The following is a 17,821-nucleotide window of genomic DNA, read 5'->3' as shown; positions in this document are numbered from 1 at the left end:
GACATCATCATGAAACAGGCGCTTTTTATCGGCGTATCTGCAGGCGTACTGGCGTTGGCGGCTCCGCTGGCGCCCGCGTCTGCACAGGAAGGCGTGGCCAATACGGGCGTGGACACGATCACGGTCACCGCACAGCGACGCACCCAAAGCATTCAGGACGTTCCGCTGGCCATCGAAGTGGTCACCGCGGACAATATCGACGCCATTGCGGCGACCAGCCTGAGCGATCTGGATCAGTTTGTGCCAGGTCTGGATGTCAGCGGCGGAAGCCCGACCCAGCCGCGATTCTCGATCCGCGGCGTATCCACTTCCGATTTCGGCGTGGGCACCGATCCGGCGGTTGGCGTCTATGTGGACGGCATTTATGCGGCCCGCTCGGGCGCTTCGCTTCTGGCGTTTAACGACGTGTCACGGGTCGAGGTGATCAAGGGGCCGCAAGGCACGCTCTTTGGCCGCAACTCGGCGGCGGGCGCCATCTCGGTCACTTCCAACGATCCCAATATCGATGAGGTCGAAGCCGAGCTGGCCCTGCGTGTGGGCGAGAACAATCTGCGTCGCTTTGAAGGGCTGGTGAACATTCCCTTCGCCGAGACCTTCGCCCTGCGCCTGAACATGGTGGTGAACCAGCGCGACGGTCTTCTGATCGATGCGGGGACAGGCGAGGATTATGACCGTCAGGACAATTGGGCGGTGCGCGCGGCGGTGGGCTGGGAGCCCACGGCGCTGACCGATGTGGTTTTCCGCTACACGCGCGAGAAGCTGGATGAAGATGCCCGTCCGGCCATCGGCATCACGCCGCTGCCCGCGGCGCCGGCGCGCCCGGGCGTGCCGGTGGACACCTCTACCCTGCTCAACCCGTTCGATACGCCCATCTACAATGATGTGACGAGCAATCTCGAACAGCGCGACCTGGATGAGGCGTCCTTGCACGTCACCCATGATTTCGGGTCCTTCACCCTGCAGTCGATCTCGGCCTTCCGGTATTTCGAGACCTCCAACCGTCAGGACGAGGACGGCACCAACCGGATCGATCTGTATTTCGACACCAACAATATCGAGCAGAACCAGAGCTGGTATCAGGAGTTCCGCCTGTCCGGCGCGAATGACCGCCTCGATTGGGTCGCAGGGGTGAGCTATTACGACGAGAACGCCACCCAGGTGAGCGAAACCGACGCCTTCACGGATTCCATCGAGACCGTGTTGTTCAATCTGGGCGCGGGCACGCCGTTCACCGACCTGCAGTATGGTCTCCTGATCCCCTACAATCTGCCGCAACGCCTTCTGGGGCTGAGCTGGGATGAGTCCATGCACAATCGCGGCGACTTCTCCGCCTTTGCGGCCTTCGCCGACGTGGAATGGCGCATCACTGACCGGTTCTCGCTGATCGGCGGCGCACGCTATACGCGTGACGAGAAAACTTTCAGCTGGCTCAATGGTCCGCGCAGCGCGCCAGAGCTGGATCAGGCGCTGGCCGAGCTTGATGCGCTGGGCGTTCTGGCGCTGGCGGGCGTCAGCCCGGCCGATTTCGGCTTTGACGTGGTGTTTGACCTGTCCGGCGCTGCGGGGCTCGCCTGTGATAACGGCGTCACCGTGGCGGAAGGCGTTCTGTGCGAGCGCTCTGACAGCTGGAACGATATCAGCCCGCGTCTGGTGGCGAACTACCGGGCCATGGACAATCTTCTGCTCTTCGCCTCCTACACCCAGGGCTACAAGGCGGGCGGCTACAATTCTGTCGAGGTCGGCTCCCGGTTCGAGAACGAGGATGTGGACAATTTCGAAGCCGGTCTGAAATGGACCGCTCCGGACAACACCATGCGCATCGCCGCATCGGTCTTCCACTATCTTTACAAGGACAAGCAGGCGGTTCGTCTTGTCGCCAATGTGGGCGGTTCGGGCGTTCCCCAATATGTGGTGGAGACGTCTGACGAGACCGGAACGGGCATGGACTTCCAGGTGGACTGGGCGCCGCTGCCGGGGTTCGAGGCCTATCTGAACCTTCAGTATATCGACGTGACCTTTGATGAGCGGATCACCCGCTCGGGCACGGATCTGTCCGGTCAGCCCACGGGGACGCCGGAATGGTCGATCTCGACCGGCGCCAGCCAGACCTGGGCCTTGCCCAACGGCTCCGAATTCGAGCTTCTGGGCGCGTACGCCTATACCAGCGAGCGTCGCTGCAATGATGAAAGCCGCCAGCAACTGGGCTGCGCCGTGATCGGCGGCGTGCAGAATGGCGAGGCCACACAGCGCCTTGATCTGCGCGCGTACTGGCGTGACAGCGAAGACCGGTTCCAGCTTGGCGCCTACGTCAACAATGTCTTTGATGAGCAATATATCGACGGTGTGGGCACGCTGACGGCGGATACGTTCGGCACCGTGCACGCCCAGATCACCCCGCCGCGTATGTGGGGCGTGGACCTGCGGGTCCGGTACTGATCCCCGGGGAGGAGAAACCCATGAAACAGATCAAGACGGCGCTGATCGGCGCCAGCCTTCTGACGCTGGCGGCCTGCGGCGCGCCTGAAGAGAGCCGGGATGTCTCCGGTTTTGACCGGGAGTATCAGACCGTTCTGATGAACGCGCTTCTGGATGCCCAGCCCGGCGATGTCATCGAGATCCCCGAGGGTGAGTTCATCATCGAACGTGGCCTGTCGCTGACGGTGGACAATGTCACCATTCGCGGTGCGGGAATGAACCACACCGTGCTGTCCTTCGCCGAACAGCGCCAGGGCGCCGAAGGCCTTCTGGTGTCCGGGGTTCAGGGCTTCACGCTCGAGAATATCGGCTTTGAGGACACGGTCGGGGATTCGGTGAAAATCTCCGATTCTACCGATGTCGTGATCCGCAATGTGCGCACCGAATGGACTAATGGTCCGTCCACGGACAATGGCGCATATGGTCTCTATCCGGTCCAGTCCACCAATGTGCTGATTGACGGCGCCGTGGCGATCGGCGCGTCGGACGCCGGCATCTATGTGGGCCAGTCGCAGAACGTCATCGTTCGCAACTCCCGCGCCGAATACAATGTGGCCGGGATCGAGATCGAGAACTGCAACAACGCCGATGTCTATGGCAACACGGCCATCAACAACACCGGCGGCATTCTGATCTTCAACATGCCCAACCTGCCGCGTCCGGGTTCGGGCACGCGTGTCTTTGACAATGACGTGTTCGAGAACAACACCGCCAATTTCGGTCATGCCGGCACTCCGGTGTCCAGCGTGCCGGCCGGGTCGGGCATCCTGATCAACTCCAATGATGATGTGGAGATCTTCAACAACCGGCTGAGCGATAACCGCACCGCTCATGTGATCGTCTCTTCGCTCTATACCTCGGGCTATGAAGATCTGGGCGTGACCGAGGGTTTCGATCCCTATCCGGAAGCCATCTACATCCACGACAACATCTATTCGGGCGGCGGCGGCAATCCTGACGGGCTGGAGCTGCAGGCGCTGCGCGTGGCGCTGTTCGGCCCGACCGGGCGCCTGCCGGGCGTTCTTTGGGATGGCTATGTGGATGAAGACAAGATGATCGACGGCTCACTGCCTGAGGATCTGCGCATTTGCGTGACCGACGCCCAGGTCGTCAATGCGGACGCGCCCAATGGCTTTTCGAGCCCGCACATGGCGGATTCCGCCCTGTTTGACTGCACGCTGGAACCGCGCCCGGCGGTGGAGCTCGACCTGTGATCCGAAGCCTTCTTGCCTGCCTGTGTCTGGGGGCCCTTCTGTGCGCATGCGCGCAGGAGGCGCCGCCAGCGCCGCCCAGCCCTGCCTATCTGCCTGACGGACGCCCGGAAACCCTCTCCTCCTGGGGGCAGCTGGCGGTGGGCGGCGGCGAGCTGGTGCTGGGGGAAGCGGTGACGCCCTATCATCTCGCCACCTCCCTTTTCACCGACTACGCCCAGAAGCTGCGTACGGTCTGGATTCCCGCCGATGCCGGACCTGCAGGATATGATCCTGAAGGCGCCTTCGACTTTCCGGTCGGAACGGTGATCACCAAGACGTTCTACTATCCGCGTGCGCAAGGCGGCTTTGATCATGTGGCCCTGGCCGGGGCGGGCATGGCGCATTACGCCGACCGTCGTCTGGACCTGACCCAGGTGCGCCTGATCGAGACGCGCGTGCTTGTGCACCGTGAAACCGGATGGGTTGCGCTGCCCTATATCTGGAATGACGCGCAGACCGAAGCCACGCTGGCGCGCGCTGGCGGTTTCATTGACCTGGTGCTCGTCTCAGAAGCCGGCGATCAGGCGCTCGGTTATGCCGTGCCCAATGTGAACCAGTGCGCGGGCTGTCATGAGACTGACACCATGGATGGCGTCGGCGCCCGACCGATCGGGCCGCGCGCCCGTCACATGAATACCGATTTTGAGTATTTTGACGGCGTCGCGAACCAGATCGACCACTGGTCGGAGCTTGGCCTTTTGACGGGGTCGCCTGCGTCTGACGATGCGCCGCGCAATGTCGCCTGGCATGGCGAACTGCCCCTGACGGGCGAGGCGCTGGATCATGCGGCGCGCGCCTATCTCGATATCAACTGCTCCCATTGCCATTCGCGCACCGGGCCTGCGGATACGTCCGGGCTGTATCTGGAAGCGGATGAGCCGGTTGGTCCGCATCTGGGCGTCTGCAAGCTGCCGATCGCGGCGGGGCGCGGCACGGGCAATCATCGTTATGACATCGTGCCGGGGTCTGCGGAGGACTCCATCCTCACCCATCGCCTCGCCAGCGTACAGTCTGACGTGATGATGCCTGAACTGGGGCGCGCGTTGTCCCATGAAGAGGGCGTGGCGCTGATTGCCGCCTGGATCGACGCCATGAGCGGCGGTTGCGGTTAAATCGTCATGGTTTAGTGCTTGGCGGACGGGAAGGGTTTGGGCACACTGGCGCCTGATCAATCCCGCCGCCGGAGCCTCTCATGTTCGTACGTTCGATTTTCGCTTGCGCTGTCTCTGCACTCGCCCTGACCGCTTGCGCGACGTCTGAACCGGTCTGTCGCCCGGCGGATGCGGCCGAACGCGCCGCTTTTGGCGCTGTGGTCGCCCATGACCAGGCGCGTCTGGCGCAATTGATGGCTCAAGGGCCCGCCGCCGAGCAGGTGCGCAATCTGGACCCGCGCATCGAGGCTCAGGTCTTTGGTCAACGCATGGGGGACGCCGCCGTGCGCACCGTGCTGATGCAGCCGCCGCTGTGTGTGGTCGATGGCGCCGCCAGCAATGGCGCGCGAATCAGCTATGTCTTCCCGCAAGCGCGCTTTGAGGCCCTTCAGAATGTCGAGCTTGAAGGGCTTGAGCGCGGGCGACCGGGCCTTGATCACATCGCCTGCCGCTATGAAGAAACGGCGGACGGCTGGCGCCTGTCCGACGCCTGTCTGAGCACCTTCGCCGCCCCGGCCAGCTAGGCCGGGCGAAGAGGCGTCGTCATCAGGTCTCGCCATTCCATCTCGATGAACGAGCCGGCGCCGGGCGAGTTGTCCATGCGCGTTCCCAGCTCCTGAAAGCCCAGTCGCCTGTAGAGCTGACGCGCGGGGTTCATCGGGTGCACCTGCAGGCTGAGCGGCATGCGCTGCGCCGCCGCTTGCGCACACAGGCTCCGAATCAGAATCTCGCCGATACGCTTGCCGCGATAGGGCGGCAGGATATTGATGTCCAGCAGACGGATTTCGGTTTCGCGGAAGTCGGCATAAAGCCGACCGATCGGCTGCCCGCACCATTCCACCACAGCATAGTGGGCCAGGGTGAAGGCGTTGAAATAGACGTCGTGCTGGGCGCTATATTGCTGCTGGTAGATCGTTTCGATCAGCGCGTCGTCAACCTGACCTCTGAGGGCTTCAAATTCCCAGGCGCGACCGGCGTCATGCACGGATTTGAGGAAGGCTTCGTCCTTGGCGGCTGCAGGGCGCAGATAGAGATCCAGCGGGTTCACCGCGGCATCGTTCGAGGTCTGTGAGGCTGTCTGGATCATGTGTCCATCCCGGTCCGCTGTCAGTCAGGGCAAAGCGATCGCCCCGGGCTGCAAGGCCCGGGGCGGAAGGCCGGCTTAGTTGAAAATGATTTCGAACTGCGCGTCCTTGGGAGACGCAATCCGGTGCACCATCAGCTCGTGCTCGCCGATGGCGTCGTGCTGGACCGGGACCACATCTGCGAGTTTGAGTGCGTCCGGACCCGAGAAGATCAGGCTGAACGGAACGCGGAAATCAGGATGAGGCGCGTCCCGCGTCTCGATTTCCTTCAGGACCAGCGTGTGACTATGGGCAAGTGTGAAGTTCTGGCCGACCAGCGGTTTGAAATCGTCCACGGTCAGGTTTTCAGTCGGTTTCATGTCAGTGTCCTTCCTGTCCTAGGCGCGGCTCGGATAAATGCCGAACAGGCAGATCTGGTAGTTCAGCGCCTGATAGGGCGATTGAACGAAAAGCGAGATGCCGCCGCCGGTGTTGTACGTGGTTCCGGTAATGGCGACGGACTGGCCCGGTATCGGGATCGGGCCCATTGAGCCCGGCGGAGTGGACAGCGTTGAGGAATAAGGCCGCACAGAGCCGCTCGTGACGCCGAGATAGGCGCCGTCCGGGTCCGACATGATCGCCGGGTCAGAGGAAACCGGCAGCTCCGCCGTGGTCGGTTGAGTGGAGCCGGTCGCGCTGAAACTGTGGCTGTGCGGGGGAAGATTCGCGGTGGTGATGGTCGAGTACTCGACACCGCCTTTTTGGCCCAGCACCATCGGGTTCAGACCCGGTCCGCTGCCCCAGCCCGCAGGCGACCGGCTTCTCAGATCCGGTAAGCCGAATGTGGTTCGCGCATCGCCGCCGAAATTGTCGCCCAGCAGCGAAAATAATGCGTTGTACTGCGCGACCGAGAGCAAGCCGCCCCAGCAGGCGCCCCAGTTGCGAATGACGAAATTGCACCCGAATGGGGTGATCATGGACATGAATGCTTCCATCTGTCCCTCCCTGTTTCTAGTCAGGAGAGAGTGACAGACAGAAATTCACCCGCAACAAGAATTTCCCCAAAATGGAGAAATAATAGGGAAAAATCCCGCAACGGGAGCGAGGGTCAGGCGGCGTTATCCAGATCGCTGCGGAACTTGCCGAGCTCGTTGGACAGGTGCTGGGCGGCTGTTCGCAAGCCATCCGCGGCTTCATCAAACTGTCCGGCCGCTTGCGTGGCGCGTTCGGCGGCGCCGGTCACAGCCGTCACCTCGTCACTGACCCGGCTGGTGGATTGAGCGGCGTCAGCGGCCAGGCGCGCAATCTCGTCCGTAGCGCTCGATTGCTGGCTGAAGGCGTCACGGGCGCTGGAAGAGGCGTTGCGGATTTCCCCGATCGTGGTGGCGATCTGGGTCAATGCGGAGCTGGCGGCGTCCGCGGCATCGCGCATGGCGTTGATCTTCTTGTGAATGTCCTCGGTGGCCTTGCCGGTCTGATTGGCCAGTTCCTTCACCTCGCTGGCCACAACCGCGAAGCCCTTGCCGGCTTCGCCGGCGCGGGCCGCCTCGATGGTGGCGTTCAGAGCCAGAAGATTGGTCTGCTCGGCGATGTCGCTGACCAGCTTGGCGATGTCCTCGATCTCGCGTGCGGCCTCGTGCAGCTCTTTCATGGAGCCGTCTGCGCGACCTGCTTCAGATTCTGCACGGACGGAAATCTCGTCCGCAGTGGTCAGGGTGCGGGTCACTTCGGCGATGGAGGCCGCCAGCTCCTGAGCGGCGGAGGCCACAGCCTCCACATGCCCGCTGGTCTGATAGGCCTGATCTGATGCCGAGCCTGCGCTGGTGGCGGTGGCGTCAGAATCGGCCCGCAGCTGATCCGCAAGGGCGCCCAGTTCCGAGGACGCGTTCTGGAGCCGGTCCAGAACGCTGGCGACGGTCTGCTCGAACGCGTTGGCGATGCCAGCAATTGTCTGGCGCGATTGCTCGATGCCGGCCTGACGATCCTTGTCCGCTTCAAACAGCTGGCGCGCCTGCACGTTTGCGGCTTCGGCGTCGGTCACGGCTTCATCGGCGTCGTTGAGGGCGCGTGTGATTGTCACGGTCAGCCACAACAGGGCCGCGCTCTGGGCGATCACGACGACCGCATGCAGTACGACCCGGAAGAAGTCGCCGCCGTCAGGAAAGACAGCCGCCGGCATCAGGAAGTTCAGCGACAAATGGTGCAGGGCGGTGACGCCCGCCGCAGCCAGAACGGCCCGCCAGTCGCACAAAAGGGTCGCTACCGCCAGCACCGCGAAGAAGGTCATGTGCATGTCGATTTGCCAGGCGCGACCGCTCATCAGATAGGTCAGCACGGCCGGCAGGCCGATCATGGCGGCGCCAAAAACGGCGCGGGTCGTCGGTTCGTGAGGGGCGGACTTCCAGGACAGGAAGGCCAGGGCGAATGCAGCGACGAGGACGATGCCGCCCAGCGGCAGCTTGCCCGGATCCACCAGAAGCGCCGCCAACGCATAGAGAGGAATGGCGCCGCCCAGTGCGATCAGAAGCACTTTCATCGCCTTGGCGCGAACCGTTTGAATACGTGTCATGAGAAGGCCCCTTCACCTTCAGAACCAGTCGTAAGACAGCCGCCCAGTATGAGCGGATCAGCGATCAACCAGGCGCCGGCCTGGCGGAGTGCTGCACGGGTTTGGATATCGGGCAGATCGACGATGACCACGCCGTTCAGAGCACCGAAACGCACAAGACGTGCATCGGTCCGGGCAATGATTTGCAATTGCTCGGACTTGCTCGACGCCGGATTCAAGAAGATCGCGGCCTGGCCGGACTCTGGCGCGCTGGCGAGCGCTCCGGCCAGAGGCACAGAGCTGACCAGAGCGACGGCCAGGACCAGACAGACCTGAGGTAGACGCAGTTTCATCATCCCGTAAACCCATGCAGGAATTATGGGATAACATGACCTGAAACTGTTTAATCTCCAGTTTACGACTTGAGGTCGTCTAACCCCAGGGACCGCCAAAATCGGGGCGATTACCGCCGTTCGAGGCGTCGTCATCCCCCCAGGGGCCTTGTGCGTTCCAGGGACCGGCCGGGGAGTGAGCGGCCGCGCCGGCCAGCTGGCGCAGGCGGGCGATGCGGTTGGCGGTGGCGGGGTGCGTGGAGAACAGATTGTCTGCGCCCTGACCGTTCAGCGGATTGATGATGAACATGTGAGCGGTGGCGGGATTGCGCTCGGCGGCGACATTCACCGTCTGGCGCGCGCCGCGTTCAATTTTCTCAAGGGCTGACGCCAGCCAGAGCGGATCGCCGCAAATCTCGGCCCCGCCCTTGTCGGCGTCATATTCGCGGGCGCGCGAGATCGCCATTTGCACCAGACCTGCGGCCAGGGGCGCAAGGATGGCGAGCGCAAGCGCGCCGATGAAGCCGCCGCGATCGCGCCCGCCGCCAAAGAACAGGGCGAAATTGGCCAGAAATCCGATGGCCCCGGCGAGGGTGGCCGTGACGGTCATGGTCAGGGTGTCGCGGTGGCGGACATGCGCCAGCTCGTGGGCCATCACGCCCATGACTTCCTGACGGTTGAGCGTGGCGAGCAGACCTGTCGTTGCAGCGACTGCGGCATTGTTCGGATTGCGCCCCGTTGCAAAGGCGTTCGGCTGATCGCTCTCGATCACATAGACACGCGGATAGGGAAGGCCCGCCCGGTCGGCCATGCCGATCGTATCGGATGCAAATTGTAGCAGGGCGGGATTGCGTTCATCCGGTGTAATCTCGCGCGCGCCATGCATGCGCAGCACCATCTTGTCGGCATTCCAGTACGCAAACAGGTTCATGCCGCCTGCGATCACCAGCGCGATCAGCGCGCCGCCGGTTCCGCCGATCAGATAGCCCACGGCCATGAACAGGCCGGTCAGGGCTGCGAGCAGGATGAAGGTCCGAAGTGTGTTAGCCGTCATTGATGCGATCACCTGTCTTGGCGGAGCGCGCTCCACGACTTAGGTATTTGGGCGCGAGACAAAAGGACCGCAAGTGATGAGCGATGCAGAAGCCCCCGAACCGCAAGAGCCCCGCAAGCCTCTGAGCGAGGCGGCGAAACGCGCCCTGGCCGAAGCCGAAGAGCGTCGCCGCGAAGCCGAGCGTGAAGCGGAGCGCCAGAAGGAGCTGGGCGGACCACGCGGCCCCGAGCCCACCCGTTATGGCGATTGGGAGAAAAAGGGCATCACCTACGACTTCTAGCCGCGCCCGACATGGCTTCTGTCTGGGCCGGGCTGTGCTATATTGAGACAATGATGTTGCTGCTGAGCTTTGCCCTGATCACCGCTGACCCCGCCCCTTTGCTGGGCGGGCCGGAGGATGTGCGGGCCACCCAGGAGGCGGGCGAAGTCATCTACGTCCATGAAGAGCAGGCCTATCGCGCCGAGGGCTCTTATGAGCGGTATCGCCATGAGCGCAGCCGGACCAACATTCCCCATGACAGCGCCTTTGCCTCTCAGAGGCCTGTGCAGGCGGGAGATCCGGTTTCATTGGATGACGGCTTCTTCCAGGGGCCGCTGACCGGCGGCGTGGGCGGCCAACCGCCCCGCATTGTCGTGGTGCAGCAACACGGTCATTCCTATTCCCGCTGGCGGTAGATCTGGTTTCAGAGCGATGGCCTGAAGCGCCAGTGTCGCTTTTCCGAATCTGATAATTTTCCTATACTCGCAGCATGACCGGATTTTACTCCCTTGCTGCGAGCATAATTACAATCACACACCTTATGGGTGCTGATGTGATCGCCGGGCCTGTAGCTGCGGATGTGGTCGAGGTCATCGATGGCGATACGATCGCTGTGCGCGCGCATATCTGGCCCGGTCATATCGTGGAAACACGGGTGCGGCTTGATCGCGTGGATACGCCGGAAACCCGCCGACCCGACTGCGAGGCCGAACGTGAGGCGGGCTATCAGGCGACAGCGTTCACACAAAACTGGCTCGCCGCGCATCCGGGGGTAACCCTGCATCAGGTGCGATTGGGCAGCTTTGCGGGCCGGGTGATCGCGGACATGCAAGATGCTGACACTCAGGAGAGCCTGTCAGACGCCTTGCTGGAAGCCGGTCTGGCGACGGTGTATGGCGAGGATGGCCCCTGGTGCCAGACCGCGCCTGTCAGCGGGCCGACGCCCTCGCGTCCACGCTAGCCGCCGGGGCGTGGCTCCAGGCGCGTTCGTGCAGGGTGTAGGCGATCGTCTGCACAGCCGGTTCGATCAGTCCGATCGCCAGCGCAGCTTTCCAGCTGCCGGTCAGGGTGAAAGCCACCGTAATGGCGACCACCAGGTGCATCAGGCCGTAGGTGACAGGCTTCAGGGCGCGCATCGGCACAGAAAACGGTAAATCGAACGGCAGAGCCGTGCGGGGGATGGCGTTCAGGATCTCGGACATGGTCAGGCCTCCTCATGCGAACCGTTCGCAAGTAGAAGATAGGAAGCCCGTTCTCATTTGTCACATGAATGCTTCTGATCGAAGCTATTGAGAACGCCTATGGCCTAGCCGGGCGTGGACTGTACCGCCACTCCACCCTCGCTCAGCGCGAGCACTTCGCCCGCCAGATACAGCGAGCCGCAGATCACCACGCGCGCGCCGGGATAATCGCTGATGGCGTCCCGTACGGCTTCGGTGAGGTCTGACGCCGTCTGGGCGGGCAGTCCGGCCCGTCGAGCGGCTTCGGCGACCGCGCCCGGCGTCTGCGCGCCCTCGCGTCCGCCCTGAAAATCAATGGCGATGACGCGGGCTGCGAGGCCTTCGAAATAGCCCAGAAAGCCTTGCGCGTCCTTGTTGTTGGAGAAGGCGCAGACCAGCACCAGCGGGCGCTCGCGCCCCGCCTCCATCTCCCCGAGGCTGGCGGCGAGGGATTCCGCGGCGGAGAGGTTATGTCCGCCATCCAGCCACAGCGCGCCTTCCCCCTCGGACACGATGTCGGCGAGAGGGCCTTCGGTGAGCCGTTGCAGGCGTGCGGGCCAGCGCGCGGTTTCAAGTCCGGCGCTCACCGCTTGCTGGCTGTAGCCGCAAGCGCGCGCGGCCGCAGCGGCGACCCCGGCATTGATGATCTGGTGCGAGCCCGCAAGGCTGGGCGGGTTGAGATCCCACAGCTCGTCTTCGGCTTCAAAGACAAGGCGACCGTGCTCGGTATAGGCGCGGAAGTCCTGCCCCCACATCTGGACCGTCGTCTCCAGGCGCAGGCTGACATCATAGATCACGTTCTCGGCCGGATGTGGCTGCGGGCCCACGATCACCGGAACGCCCTGTTTGATGATCCCGGCCTTCTCCGCCGCGATCTCGCGAATGGTGTCGCCCAGAAAGGCCTGATGGTCGAGGCTGATCGGGGTGATCACCGTGCATTGCGGCTTGGGCAGAACATTGGTCGCGTCCACGCGCCCGCCGAGCCCCGTCTCCAGGATCAGCCGGTCCGCCGGAACTTCGGAGAACAGCAGGAAGGCTGCGGCTGTGGTGATCTCGAAGAAGGTGATCTCGTGATCGCCATTCGCCGCTTCGCAGCGGGCGAAGGCGTCTTCCAGCCGGGTGTCATCGACAATCTCGCCCGCCAGCACGATGCGCTCGTTAAAGCGCACCAGATGGGGGGAGGTGTAGACATGGCAACGCTCGCCCGCCGCTTCGGAGATCGCCTTGAGGAAGGCGCAGGTGGAACCTTTGCCATTGGTGCCGGCCACATGGATGACGGGCGGCAAGCGGTCTTGCGGGCGGCCAAGCGCCTCTAACAGGCGCTCGATCCGGCCCAGCGACAGGTCGATCTTCTTGGGGTGCAGACGCGAGAGGCGTTGTAGCGCCGCCTCAATGGTTTCAGCGGTCGCCACGATGCCGTCTCCGCTATTCGGTGCGCGCGGGGGTGTTGTCCGCCGCAGCCGGGCGCTTGAGCAGGGTCCGCATCAGATTGCCCAGCGTGGTGCGCAGCTCGTGACGGTGCACGACCTTGTCCACCATGCCCTTCTCGAGAAGGTATTCCGAGCGCTGGAAGCCTGCGGGCAGTTTTTCGCGAATGGTCTGTTCGATCACGCGCGGACCGGCGAAGCCGATCAGGGCGCCCGGCTCGGCCAGATGCACATCGCCCAGCATGGCGTAGGATGCGGTAACGCCGCCCGTGGTCGGGTCGGTCAGGACCACTATATAGGGCAGCTTGGCGTCCTTGAGCATTTCAACGCCCAGCGTGGTGCGCGGCATCTGCATCAGCGACAGGGCGCCTTCCTGCATGCGCGCGCCGCCTGCGGCGGTGAAGACCACGAGCGGGGTGCGGCGCTCCACAGCGGTTTCACAGGCCTTGAGGAAGCCCTCGCCTGCGCCCATGCCCAGCGACCCGCCCATGAAGGAGAAGTCCTGAACGAGCACCGTGGTCTCGATATTCTTGATCGAGCCGACGCCAATCGCCATCGCATCCTCGCGCCCGGTCTTCTTGCGGGCGGCGGCGATGCGGCTGGTATAGGGCTTGTCGTCGCGGAATTTCAGCGGGTCCTTGGCCACCTCGGGCAGGGCCACTTCGGTGTACTCGCCGTCAAACGTGTATTTGAAGCGCAGGGCCGGACCGATGCGCATATGGTGGCCCGCCGGTGTAACGTGCTGGGCGGCTTCCAGGTCCTTGTTAAAGACCATCTCGCCCGAAATCGGACACTTCACCCAGAGATTTTCCGGGGTGTCGCGCTTTTCGAACATTTTCTGGACGCCCGGCGGGGTCAGTCTTTGAAGCCAGCTCATATCGCGTCACACCTCTTCAAACATTTCTCTTTCGCCCGGCGTCAGCCTGTCCCGCTATCGGGCGGAATGGGCGGCGTCCGCCAGAGAGCCGGCGAGATGCAAGGCCTGGTCCACACCGTTCGTCGCCAGCTCTTCCACAATCGCAGAGCCCACGACGACGGCGTCAGCCACCTTGCCGATCTCTGTGGCGCGCTCGGGCGTTTTGACGCCAAAGCCCACCGCCACCGGCAGACCGGAGGCCGCACGCACGCGTGCAACCGCCGCCTCGATATCTCCGGTCGCGCCTGATCCAGCGCCGGTCACGCCCGTTGTGGATACGTAATAAACAAATCCGGACGTGTGCGCGACCACTTGCGGCAGACGCTTGTCGTCGGTGGTGGGCGCGGCGAGGCGCACAAAGGACAGACCGTTTGCGTCCAGAGCCGAGCGGAACTCGGTGTCCTCTTCAGGCGGGATGTCCACGCAGATCACCCCGTCCGTGCCCGCCGCCGCGGCATCAGACGCAAACTTTTCAAAGCCATACGCGAAGAACGGGTTGGCATAGCCCATCAGCACCACGGGCGTGTCGGCATGGGTTTCGCGGAAGCGTTTGACGAGCGCGAGCACGCCTTTGAGCGTCATGCCGCCCTCAAGCGCGCGGATCGCGGCGCGCTGGATGGTCGGGCCGTCCGCCATGGGATCGGTGAACGGCACGCCCAGCTCCAGCACGTCCGCGCCTTTATCGGCGAGGCCCTGCATCATTTTCAGCGTGGCATCGGCATCAGGATCACCGGCCATGACATAGGCGACGAACCCGGCGCGGTTGGCGGATTTCAAAGCGGCGAAAGTGGGGGCGAGGCGGGTCATGGTCTTACAGCTCCACACCGAGCGCTTCGGCGACGGAGAACACGTCCTTGTCGCCGCGGCCGCACATATTCATCAAGATGACGCCGTCCTTGCCCAGCTCTTTCGCGAGATCGCGCACGCGAGCGAGCGCGTGGGCGGGCTCAAGGGCGGGAATGATGCCCTCGCGCTGGGAGCAGAGCTGGAACATCTCAAGCGCTTCAGCATCCGTGGCCGAGCGGTATTCCGCCCGCCCCACATCATGCAGGAAGGCGTGTTCGGGACCGATGCCGGGATAATCAAGACCGGCGGAGATGGAATGGCCTTCGATGATCTGGCCATCGTCATCCTGCAACAGATAGGTCTTGTTGCCGTGCAGAATGCCCGGGCGACCACCGTTGAGGCTGGCGGCATGATCGGGCGTATCAAGGCCTTTACCCGCGGCTTCGACGCCAATCAGGCGCACGCCTTCGTCTTCGAGGAAAGGATGGAACAGGCCCATGGCGTTCGAGCCGCCGCCAATGCAGGCGACCGCCGCGTCGGGCAGGCGTCCGATCCGCTCAAGCATTTGGGCGCGCGCTTCGCGGCCGATGACGGACTGGAAATCGCGTACCATGGCCGGATAAGGGTGCGGGCCCGCCACCGTGCCGATGACGTAGAAGGTCTCGTCAGGATAGGTCACCCAGTCGCGCAGCGCCTCGTTCATGGCGTCTTTCAGCGTGCCGCGACCCGAAGTGACGGCGTGGATCTTCGCGCCCAGAAGGTTCATGCGGAAGACATTGGGCTTTTGCCGTTTCACATCGGTTGCGCCCATGAACACTTCGCACGGCAGGCCAAAGCGGGCAGCCACGGTGGCGGTCGCCACACCATGCTGACCCGCGCCGGTTTCGGCGATGATGCGAGTCTTGCCCATGCGTTTCGCCAGCAGCACCTGACCCAGGCAGTTATTGATCTTGTGCGCGCCGGTATGGTTGAGCTCGTCGCGCTTGAACCAGATCTTCGCCCCGCCAAACTCCTCGGTCAGGCGCTCGGCGAAATAGAGCGGGCTCGGACGGCCCACGAAATCACGGCTGAATTCCTCGAACTCGGCCACGAAATCGGGATCATTCTTGTAGTGCTCATACGCCTCTTCCAGCGCCAGTATGTTCGGCATCAGCGTCTCGGCCACATAGCGGCCGCCAAACTGTCCGAAACGCCCTTCAGCATCAGGCTGTTGGGAAAATGCGTTGGGTTGGGTCATGACGAAGTCTTTCACGACGGTCAGGCTGGTTGGATCACGCAGCCCGTAAGGGTCAGAAGGTCGGGCTCAGAGAAGCCGGTAAAGGGCGGCGGCGCAAGTATTCAGACCGCTTTCACTGCAGTGATGAAGGCGTTGATTTTGTCTACACATTTGACGCCCGGCGCGCTTTCAACGCCAGAGACGACATCGACGCCCGGCGCGCCTGATTGCGTGATGGCGTCCGCCACGGTGTCGATGGTCAACCCGCCCGCCAAGAGCCAGGGCTGGCCGGGATCAAAGCCCTTCAGAAGGCTGTAATCCCACGCCTGACCCAAACCGCCGGGGCGATCTGCGTCCTTGGGTGGTTTGGCGTCAAACACGAAGCCGTCCACATAGGCCTCATAGGCGCGCGCCTTTTCAAGGTCTTGCGCGGTTGAGACTCCCAAAGCCTTCCACACGCCCAGCTCAGCGTAATGGCGGGCATCCAGGCACCGCATCGGGCTCTCCCCGCCATGAAGCTGGATATAGTCGGGCCGCATGGCGCGCAGCACTTCGCCCATCAGCGCTTCATCGGGATCGACCAGCACCGCCACCGTTTTTGCATCGCCCTTGCGGGCGGCGAGCTGATGCATCTCGCTGAGCGAGACATGGCGCGGGCTTTTGGGGAAATGAATAAAGCCCAGATAATCCGCGCCTGCCGCCACGGCGGCGTCGACCGCCGCAATGGAATTGAGGCCGCAAATCTTGATCCGGGTGTGGGATGACGCGTTCATGCGCCGGACTTAGCGCTGAAGCGCGGCTGCGCCAAGTCACAGCTGCAAAAGTCAGCTCAGGCGAAGACGACGCTTGTCTGACGGATCGCCTGGGCGCGTGTGGTGGCGGTATAGGCGCCATTGGCCTGATTGAGCGCCGCGGGAGCAGGTGCGGCGCCGCTGAAACCGAAAGCGGCGGGCTGGCTCTGATCGGTGTTGGCCTCTGACGCAGGGGACGCGTCATCGCGAGGCAGCACCGAGCCCGATTGTGCCGGGTCGACGGGCTGTTCGCCCTCAAGCGCGGCCTGTCGTTCTTCGCGGTCCTGTGCGGCCAGCTCAGCGCGGGCCTGCTGGGCGGCGGCGTCTGCGGCTGCGGCGACCTTGCGATCCTGACCCGACGGCTCGGCAGGGGCGAGGGCGGCGGCCTTGACCACGCGCATTTTCTCGATGGTCGCCTCGGGGTCGCCGGCAATCGGGCTTGAATCGATCTGGACCTCGCCGCCAACAGCGTATTGCTGGCCGTCCGGGCCCTTCTGGTACTCGTAGGAGGGGGCGCTGGCGTATTGGCCGCCTGCGGCCTGGTGCGCCTGCTCATGCTGGCGTACTTCGCGATCACGCTTCTTCAGCTCTGCGACCTGTTTCTGCTCGCCTTCGGACAGGTCTTCACCCGCGGCGGACTTTGCAGCGCCCGGCGCTGCGTCGGACGCGCCGACCTTCTGCGCCTGTGCAGACAGGCTGACCGGATCGGTGATGACACGGGAGCTTGTACCAGTAGGGGCAGGGTTTGCTGAGGACAGAGTCCGCCCGGTCGCCTGCGCACGCAGCTCAGGCGTCTGGGGCGTTGCGCCATACCCGCCCGTATAGGCAAGGTCAGCGCCGCCAGAGATGATCGGCGAAAGCGCCATGTATCATCCTGCAGATGCAACCTGCCGATGAATGTGGCGGACAAGTCTTAAGGTTTGGGTAACGCGGGTTAAGGCCTAGGCCTTGCCGTCGACCCGTTCACGCAATTCCTTGCCGGTCTTGAAGAAAGGCACGTGCTTTTCCTTGACCGAGACGGGATCGCCGGTGCGCGGATTGCGACCCTGACGCGGCGGACGGTTGCGCACGGAAAACGCGCCGAAGCCGCGCAATTCCACACGGTCGCCACGCTCGAGCGCCTGGGTGATCTCTTCCAGCACGGTATTCACCACCCGCTCCAGATCCTTCTGGTACAGATGGGGATTTTCTTCTGCGAGCTTCTCGATGAGTTCGGATTTGATCATGGTCCAGTCCCCTTGAAGGTCATCAGTGTAGGAACACCTGAACAGAGCCGTCAATCGGTTAGCCGGGCTACAACCCAAAAAAGAACCCCCGATGACGGGCATC

The 17,821-nt window shown here is 63.4% G+C and carries 21 protein-coding genes; 7 read left to right on the top strand and 14 right to left on the bottom strand.

The features are described 5' to 3' along the window. Window positions 1–9 precede the first annotated feature (9 nt). From ACFELO_RS13520 to ACFELO_RS13505, 4 genes are all read left to right on the top strand, one after another. Window positions 10–2,436, top strand: coding sequence for a TonB-dependent receptor (locus ACFELO_RS13520; protein ID WP_440958296.1), 2,427 nt, complete (start codon window positions 10–12; stop codon window positions 2,434–2,436). Window positions 2,437–2,456: 20 nt separating this feature from the next. Continuing rightward, a complete protein-coding gene (locus tag ACFELO_RS13515; protein ID WP_440958295.1) occupies window positions 2,457–3,689 on the top strand; it encodes a parallel beta-helix domain-containing protein in 1,233 nt (410 codons plus the stop codon). Then, on the top strand, window positions 3,686–4,840 hold the full coding sequence (locus ACFELO_RS13510; RefSeq protein ID WP_440958294.1) for an SO2930 family diheme c-type cytochrome: 1,155 nt from the start codon (window positions 3,686–3,688) through the stop codon (window positions 4,838–4,840). Before ACFELO_RS13515 ends, ACFELO_RS13510 begins: the two co-directional genes overlap by 4 nt. A gap of 80 nt (window positions 4,841–4,920) precedes the next feature. Beyond that, the gene (locus ACFELO_RS13505; protein WP_440958293.1) at window positions 4,921–5,403 is read left to right on the top strand and encodes a hypothetical protein; all 483 of its coding nucleotides are present in this window, start codon (window positions 4,921–4,923) and stop codon (window positions 5,401–5,403) included. Here ACFELO_RS13505 and ACFELO_RS13500 read toward each other — a convergent pair. The 6 genes from ACFELO_RS13500 to htpX form a co-directional block, all read right to left on the bottom strand. Further along, on the bottom strand, window positions 5,400–5,966 hold the full coding sequence (locus ACFELO_RS13500) for a GNAT family N-acetyltransferase (RefSeq protein WP_440958292.1): 567 nt from the start codon (window positions 5,964–5,966) through the stop codon (window positions 5,400–5,402). The two genes, ACFELO_RS13505 and ACFELO_RS13500, sit on opposite strands and share 4 nt — an antisense overlap. A gap of 75 nt (window positions 5,967–6,041) precedes the next feature. After that, the gene (locus ACFELO_RS13495; RefSeq protein ID WP_440958291.1) at window positions 6,042–6,323 is read right to left on the bottom strand and encodes a DUF6916 family protein; all 282 of its coding nucleotides are present in this window, start codon (window positions 6,321–6,323) and stop codon (window positions 6,042–6,044) included. Between the two features lie 18 nt (window positions 6,324–6,341). Then, complete coding sequence (locus ACFELO_RS13490; RefSeq protein WP_440958290.1) at window positions 6,342–6,938, bottom strand: phage tail protein; 597 nt, start codon at window positions 6,936–6,938, stop codon at window positions 6,342–6,344. Between the two features lie 113 nt (window positions 6,939–7,051). Further along, window positions 7,052–8,512: a methyl-accepting chemotaxis protein gene (locus tag ACFELO_RS13485; protein WP_440958289.1), complete on the bottom strand. Its 1,461-nt coding sequence runs from the start codon at window positions 8,510–8,512 to the stop codon at window positions 7,052–7,054. Beyond that, the gene (locus ACFELO_RS13480) at window positions 8,509–8,847 is read right to left on the bottom strand and encodes a hypothetical protein (RefSeq protein WP_440958288.1); all 339 of its coding nucleotides are present in this window, start codon (window positions 8,845–8,847) and stop codon (window positions 8,509–8,511) included. The genes ACFELO_RS13485 and ACFELO_RS13480 overlap by 4 nt, the downstream gene beginning before the upstream one ends. 76 nt (window positions 8,848–8,923) lie before the next feature. Continuing rightward, complete coding sequence (htpX, locus tag ACFELO_RS13475) at window positions 8,924–9,877, bottom strand: zinc metalloprotease HtpX (protein WP_440958287.1); 954 nt, start codon at window positions 9,875–9,877, stop codon at window positions 8,924–8,926. A gap of 76 nt (window positions 9,878–9,953) precedes the next feature. Here htpX and ACFELO_RS13470 point away from each other — a divergent pair, with 76 nt between their 5' ends. The 3 genes from ACFELO_RS13470 (at window position 9,954) to ACFELO_RS13460 (ending at window position 11,097) form a co-directional block, all read left to right on the top strand. After that, on the top strand, window positions 9,954–10,157 hold the full coding sequence (locus ACFELO_RS13470; RefSeq protein ID WP_440958286.1) for a DUF1674 domain-containing protein: 204 nt from the start codon (window positions 9,954–9,956) through the stop codon (window positions 10,155–10,157). 11 nt (window positions 10,158–10,168) lie between these two features. Continuing rightward, entirely contained in the window at window positions 10,169–10,552 is a 384-nt protein-coding gene (locus ACFELO_RS13465; protein WP_440958285.1) for a hypothetical protein, read from the top strand. Window positions 10,553–10,677: 125 nt separating this feature from the next. Beyond that, window positions 10,678–11,097 carry a thermonuclease family protein gene (locus ACFELO_RS13460; protein WP_440958284.1) on the top strand — a complete coding sequence of 140 codons (420 nt, stop codon included), beginning with the start codon at window positions 10,678–10,680 and terminating at the stop codon, window positions 11,095–11,097. Here ACFELO_RS13460 and ACFELO_RS13455 read toward each other — a convergent pair. From ACFELO_RS13455 to ACFELO_RS13420, 8 genes are all read right to left on the bottom strand, one after another. Next, window positions 11,066–11,338, bottom strand: coding sequence for a DUF2061 domain-containing protein (locus ACFELO_RS13455; RefSeq protein WP_440958283.1), 273 nt, complete (start codon window positions 11,336–11,338; stop codon window positions 11,066–11,068). The genes ACFELO_RS13460 and ACFELO_RS13455 overlap by 32 nt on opposite strands. A 104-nt stretch (window positions 11,339–11,442) precedes the next feature. Next, the gene (locus tag ACFELO_RS13450) at window positions 11,443–12,768 is read right to left on the bottom strand and encodes a bifunctional folylpolyglutamate synthase/dihydrofolate synthase (protein ID WP_440958282.1); all 1,326 of its coding nucleotides are present in this window, start codon (window positions 12,766–12,768) and stop codon (window positions 11,443–11,445) included. A 13-nt stretch (window positions 12,769–12,781) separates the two neighbouring features. Continuing rightward, complete coding sequence (gene accD, locus ACFELO_RS13445; protein WP_440958281.1) at window positions 12,782–13,660, bottom strand: acetyl-CoA carboxylase, carboxyltransferase subunit beta; 879 nt, start codon at window positions 13,658–13,660, stop codon at window positions 12,782–12,784. Between the two features lie 54 nt (window positions 13,661–13,714). Continuing rightward, window positions 13,715–14,506 (bottom strand): tryptophan synthase subunit alpha, encoded by a 792-nt coding sequence (gene trpA / locus ACFELO_RS13440; RefSeq protein WP_440958280.1) that lies wholly within the window; start codon window positions 14,504–14,506, stop codon window positions 13,715–13,717. 4 nt (window positions 14,507–14,510) lie between these two features. Then, complete coding sequence (trpB, locus tag ACFELO_RS13435; protein ID WP_440958279.1) at window positions 14,511–15,722, bottom strand: tryptophan synthase subunit beta; 1,212 nt, start codon at window positions 15,720–15,722, stop codon at window positions 14,511–14,513. 101 nt (window positions 15,723–15,823) lie between these two features. After that, window positions 15,824–16,474: a phosphoribosylanthranilate isomerase gene (locus tag ACFELO_RS13430; protein WP_440958278.1), complete on the bottom strand. Its 651-nt coding sequence runs from the start codon at window positions 16,472–16,474 to the stop codon at window positions 15,824–15,826. A 56-nt stretch (window positions 16,475–16,530) separates the two neighbouring features. Then, window positions 16,531–17,358, bottom strand: a complete 828-nt coding sequence (locus ACFELO_RS13425) for a putative metalloprotease CJM1_0395 family protein (protein WP_440958277.1) — start codon at window positions 17,356–17,358, stop codon at window positions 16,531–16,533. A gap of 75 nt (window positions 17,359–17,433) precedes the next feature. Then, window positions 17,434–17,718 (bottom strand): integration host factor subunit beta, encoded by a 285-nt coding sequence (locus tag ACFELO_RS13420; protein ID WP_440958276.1) that lies wholly within the window; start codon window positions 17,716–17,718, stop codon window positions 17,434–17,436. Window positions 17,719–17,821: the final 103 nt, after the last annotated feature.

This window comes from Oceanicaulis sp. LC35 (assembly GCF_052055585.1).
Classification (GTDB): domain Bacteria; phylum Pseudomonadota; class Alphaproteobacteria; order Caulobacterales; family Maricaulaceae; genus Oceanicaulis.
The sequence above is the reverse complement of the archived record's forward strand: the minus strand, read 5'-3'. Positions and strand labels throughout refer to the sequence as shown.

What these genes read in the sequence shown, in the direction of transcription:
- trpA (WP_440958280.1), bottom strand. Translation starts at nt 14,506, where the DNA reads ATGACCCGCCTCGCCCCCACTTTCGCCGCTTTGAAATCCGCCAACCGC.
- ACFELO_RS13495 (WP_440958291.1), bottom strand. Translation starts at nt 6,323, where the DNA reads ATGAAACCGACTGAAAACCTGACCGTGGACGATTTCAAACCGCTGGTC.
- ACFELO_RS13520 (WP_440958296.1), top strand. Translation starts at nt 10, where the DNA reads ATGAAACAGGCGCTTTTTATCGGCGTATCTGCAGGCGTACTGGCGTTG.
- ACFELO_RS13490 (WP_440958290.1), bottom strand. Translation starts at nt 6,938, where the DNA reads ATGGAAGCATTCATGTCCATGATCACCCCATTCGGGTGCAATTTCGTC.
- ACFELO_RS13500 (WP_440958292.1), bottom strand. Translation starts at nt 5,966, where the DNA reads ATGATCCAGACAGCCTCACAGACCTCGAACGATGCCGCGGTGAACCCG.
- ACFELO_RS13420 (WP_440958276.1), bottom strand. Translation starts at nt 17,718, where the DNA reads ATGATCAAATCCGAACTCATCGAGAAGCTCGCAGAAGAAAATCCCCAT.
- ACFELO_RS13515 (WP_440958295.1), top strand. Translation starts at nt 2,457, where the DNA reads ATGAAACAGATCAAGACGGCGCTGATCGGCGCCAGCCTTCTGACGCTG.
- ACFELO_RS13465 (WP_440958285.1), top strand. Translation starts at nt 10,169, where the DNA reads ATGGCTTCTGTCTGGGCCGGGCTGTGCTATATTGAGACAATGATGTTG.
- ACFELO_RS13470 (WP_440958286.1), top strand. Translation starts at nt 9,954, where the DNA reads ATGAGCGATGCAGAAGCCCCCGAACCGCAAGAGCCCCGCAAGCCTCTG.
- htpX (WP_440958287.1), bottom strand. Translation starts at nt 9,877, where the DNA reads ATGACGGCTAACACACTTCGGACCTTCATCCTGCTCGCAGCCCTGACC.
- ACFELO_RS13460 (WP_440958284.1), top strand. Translation starts at nt 10,678, where the DNA reads ATGGGTGCTGATGTGATCGCCGGGCCTGTAGCTGCGGATGTGGTCGAG.
- ACFELO_RS13485 (WP_440958289.1), bottom strand. Translation starts at nt 8,512, where the DNA reads ATGACACGTATTCAAACGGTTCGCGCCAAGGCGATGAAAGTGCTTCTG.
- ACFELO_RS13505 (WP_440958293.1), top strand. Translation starts at nt 4,921, where the DNA reads ATGTTCGTACGTTCGATTTTCGCTTGCGCTGTCTCTGCACTCGCCCTG.
- ACFELO_RS13480 (WP_440958288.1), bottom strand. Translation starts at nt 8,847, where the DNA reads ATGATGAAACTGCGTCTACCTCAGGTCTGTCTGGTCCTGGCCGTCGCT.
- ACFELO_RS13430 (WP_440958278.1), bottom strand. Translation starts at nt 16,474, where the DNA reads ATGAACGCGTCATCCCACACCCGGATCAAGATTTGCGGCCTCAATTCC.
- accD (WP_440958281.1), bottom strand. Translation starts at nt 13,660, where the DNA reads ATGAGCTGGCTTCAAAGACTGACCCCGCCGGGCGTCCAGAAAATGTTC.
- trpB (WP_440958279.1), bottom strand. Translation starts at nt 15,722, where the DNA reads ATGACCCAACCCAACGCATTTTCCCAACAGCCTGATGCTGAAGGGCGT.
- ACFELO_RS13455 (WP_440958283.1), bottom strand. Translation starts at nt 11,338, where the DNA reads ATGTCCGAGATCCTGAACGCCATCCCCCGCACGGCTCTGCCGTTCGAT.
- ACFELO_RS13425 (WP_440958277.1), bottom strand. Translation starts at nt 17,358, where the DNA reads ATGGCGCTTTCGCCGATCATCTCTGGCGGCGCTGACCTTGCCTATACG.